We start from the raw sequence: 248 nt of genomic DNA, 5'->3' as shown, positions 1-248 counted from the left end.
CGATGGGGCTATAGCTCAGCTGGGAGAGCGCCTGCTTTGCACGCAGGAGGTCTGCGGTTCGATCCCGCATAGCTCCACCATCTTTACTGCGAATACAAGAAAACTTCAGAGTGAACCTGAAAAGGTGCACTGCGAAGTTTTGCTCTTTAAAAATCTGGATCAAGCTGAAAATTGAAACGACACACTGTTTAAGTGTGTTCGAGTCTCTCAAATTTTCGCAATCTGAAGACATCTTCGGGTTGTGAGGT

The 248-nt window shown here is 46.8% G+C and carries 1 tRNA gene; it reads left to right on the top strand.

What is annotated here, in order from left to right:
• The first annotated feature begins 4 nt into the window (after nt 1-4).
• Nucleotides 5-80: transfer RNA gene (locus AC6CWS_RS26540), tRNA-Ala, on the top strand.
• Nucleotides 81-248: the final 168 nt, after the last annotated feature.

Source organism: Klebsiella sp. M041, from assembly GCF_059759695.1.
The sequence above is the reverse complement of the archived record's forward strand: the minus strand, read 5'-3'. Positions and strand labels throughout refer to the sequence as shown.